The 2,677-nt window shown below is 58.3% G+C and carries 3 protein-coding genes; 1 reads left to right on the top strand and 2 read right to left on the bottom strand.

The window, feature by feature from the left end:
* Positions 1–110 precede the first annotated feature (110 nt).
* Complete coding sequence (locus RMO15_RS30405; protein ID WP_309722089.1) at positions 111–908, bottom strand: acetylxylan esterase; 798 nt, start codon at positions 906–908, stop codon at positions 111–113.
* A gap of 61 nt (positions 909–969) precedes the next feature.
* Between RMO15_RS30405 and RMO15_RS30410 the strand changes: the two genes are divergently transcribed.
* Positions 970–2,205, top strand: a complete 1,236-nt coding sequence (locus tag RMO15_RS30410; RefSeq protein WP_309722092.1) for a DUF4419 domain-containing protein — start codon at positions 970–972, stop codon at positions 2,203–2,205.
* Positions 2,206–2,379: 174 nt separating this feature from the next.
* On the opposite strand, the gene RMO15_RS30415 is transcribed toward RMO15_RS30410, so the two are convergent.
* On the bottom strand, positions 2,380–2,677 hold a 298-nt coding region (locus tag RMO15_RS30415; protein ID WP_309722095.1), incomplete at its 5' end, for a phytanoyl-CoA dioxygenase family protein.

Raw genomic sequence — 2,677 nt, forward strand, 5'->3', positions numbered from 1 at the left:
TTGTAGTGCTCCGCCGATGCTGGGGCCAGCTTGACGCCACCCGCGCGATGAGCTTCGTCGTCGCCCTTGCCCGCATGAATCAGTAGAGGCCGCGGACAGTTCAGAGCCACTCAGTCCGAGTCGAGGAGCTGGGTGAAGCGATCTGGGAAGCGAAAATCCGAGGGGACGGAGAGTTCGTCGTGCTCGTAGCGCCACTCTTGGACACCGAAGTAGCAGCTCGAAACCGCCACTTTGATGCGCGGCTCAAGCGCGGGAGCCACCAGCGCGTAGTAGCCCCCGTAAGAGAGCCCGACCATCGTGACCCGCTTCGGGTCAATTTCGGGGCGCTTCAGCAAGACATCTAAGCTGCGCGTGATCTTGGCGATCTCCACCGCCGTGAGGCTTGTTCCTACCAGCTTCAGGCGCTCGTCGGTGCGGTTGCGGATATCCCCGGGGAAGCCGTCGGCGCGGAAGAGATGCTGGGGTGCGAAGACCGCGTAGCCATTCTTGACCCCACCACGCACCATGTCGTGGTAGTTGCCGCCGCCATTAAAGAGCGCCACCTCGGGCGAGCCCCCACCCCCGTGCATCGAGATCACCAGCGGCACTCGGCCTTTTGCACTCTTGGGCGTGATATAGATTCCCTCGGCGTGCACGCCAGGCAGCACCGGAATCATCGCGCGATAATAAACGCCCAGGCTGTCTACCCCGATCTGCGTGAAGCTAGCTTGCTCTTTTGGATCAGGCTTGCCCGGCGGTGGCCAGCCAATGCTCTCGGCAAAGCGCTGGCGGAGCTTCTTGATATCCGAGATCCGGCGGCTCTTTTCGGTCTTGAGGTGCTCGATATAGCGCTCTAGCTCACGGGCCTGCTCGGTGCGGAGTGGGTTCGAGGCGGCGACATTGTCGTTGTAAAGAGGCGGCTGTGGCATAGGCACAGGGTACACAATCTGCCCTGCGGTGTCAACTTATCTGAGCTTGGTATAATTTCCCATGGCTGTTCTCACTTCCACGCCACGCGTCATTCCTGGCAACCCTGTCACGCCCGCCACAGAGCCACTGCCCGCAGTTCCCTACGAAACCGCGCTGAAGCACGCGCTGGGCGACTCGCAGCTTGAAGCCTATTCGCGTGAGACAAAAGCACTGCTTAACCCCGAGTCTGGGGGTTATGCACACGGCTTTATCGCGGCGGCAAATACTGCCTTTATGCGCCACTACCCCCTCGTTCTCTCCCCGGATATGATCTGGCTACTCATCGTGCAAGGCTTTGCCATCCACATCCAAGAGCACACGGGAGCACTCCGAGGGAAGTTTGTTAGCCATAAAGGTAAAGTGGCTCTGGAAGTGCACCGCGATGAGTTTGTGAAAGGCTTTGTAGGCAACGACTGGGAGGAGGTGTTTGCGGAGTTTTCTCAGCAGATTCGTACTCATATTGGTGATCAAGCACACGACACTCTTGTCCCCACGTTCTCTACGACAGGTATCGTCGAGAAAGCGGCTTTTGAAGTGACTCTTCTAGATGCCATGCAGGGCTACTTTACTTACAAGCTCAATACAATGTGTGGCATTCCCAGCTTTGTGCTCGAAGGAACTCCCGAGGACTGGCAACAGCTTCGTGCTTGTGCAGCGCGGCTGGAGACCTATAAGCTAGGATGGTGGATGGTGCACTTACTACCTGTCCTGGATCAGTTTGTCGCAGCCAGCCGAGGGGAGAGCGACGAGACCTTCTGGCAGAACTTCTATAAATGGAATGCAGGGAGTGGCGGTACCTCTATCACGGGGCACTTAACCGCTTTTTTCCCCTATCTGGGAGGGGGAAAAGCCAAGCAGCGTAGTCTGCGAGGCATATGGCAGTGGCTCCACTCTCTGCGCCAGGCAGCTTCGCCAAGCCCACTCAGGGAAGTTGAGAAAGCCATGGAAAAAGCGAAGGCCGAAGGTCGCATCGAAGAAGCCCGTGGGCTGATGATGCAAATGATCAATGGCGTCTCGGTTCCTGCCGCACGCACAAGTTATTATCGAAATCCGCACCTTGGGACGCTTTCGGAGTGGCAAGGAATGACCTCTGATGAAGTTCTCTCAGGCATCTCTACGGCTCCTTTTTGTTGGAAATATCTGACCTCGGAGCAATCTATGGAACTTATCGCAGGCTTTATTGGTGTGGCGCAAGACCCCGAGACGCTGGCAATTCGTCCGGCGATCGGTTGGGCTGTGCGGGAGAAACGGATCTAGATCCCGACCGAGGTACGAGGGAGGCGGCGCGAAGCGCCCCATAGTAGGACGATTTCCGTCCAAGGTACAATCCGCGCATGATCCGATTTGGCATTGTGGGCGGCGGGTGGGGAACCTCCCCCACGGCGACAGCGCCGTGACTGGGCACCTTTTGAGTACAGCTATACGAAGGGGTTAGACCTCGGGGAAGAGCTCGCCTGCGATAGGCTCCCCGATGGCTAGCTTCAGCGGATCTGTGACGACGTGGCCCTTGCCATCATAAGTCGTCGAGGGTTCCATGAAGATGACGATATGCGCTATCCGGGGATCGTCGGTGAAGTTGGGGGTCGCCATGTGAGCGCAGCGCCCGTGATGGAACGTGCAGTCGCCCGCTTTGAGCGGCACGGTCACACGCGGGAACCAGACAAACTCGGGCTCGATCTGAAAGAGGCTACGCGGGTCGCCAAGATTCTGCGCGGGGAGCTCGGTGTGC

Origin of the sequence: Armatimonas sp. (assembly GCF_031410135.1) — a bacterium.
In the GTDB taxonomy this organism is placed as follows: domain Bacteria; phylum Armatimonadota; class Armatimonadia; order Armatimonadales; family Armatimonadaceae; genus Armatimonas.

Excerpts from the sequence above, each read along its gene's own strand:
- RMO15_RS30405 (WP_309722089.1), bottom strand. The coding sequence starts at position 908 with ATGCCACAGCCGCCTCTTTACAACGACAATGTCGCCGCCTCGAACCCA.
- RMO15_RS30410 (WP_309722092.1), top strand. The coding sequence starts at position 970 with ATGGCTGTTCTCACTTCCACGCCACGCGTCATTCCTGGCAACCCTGTC.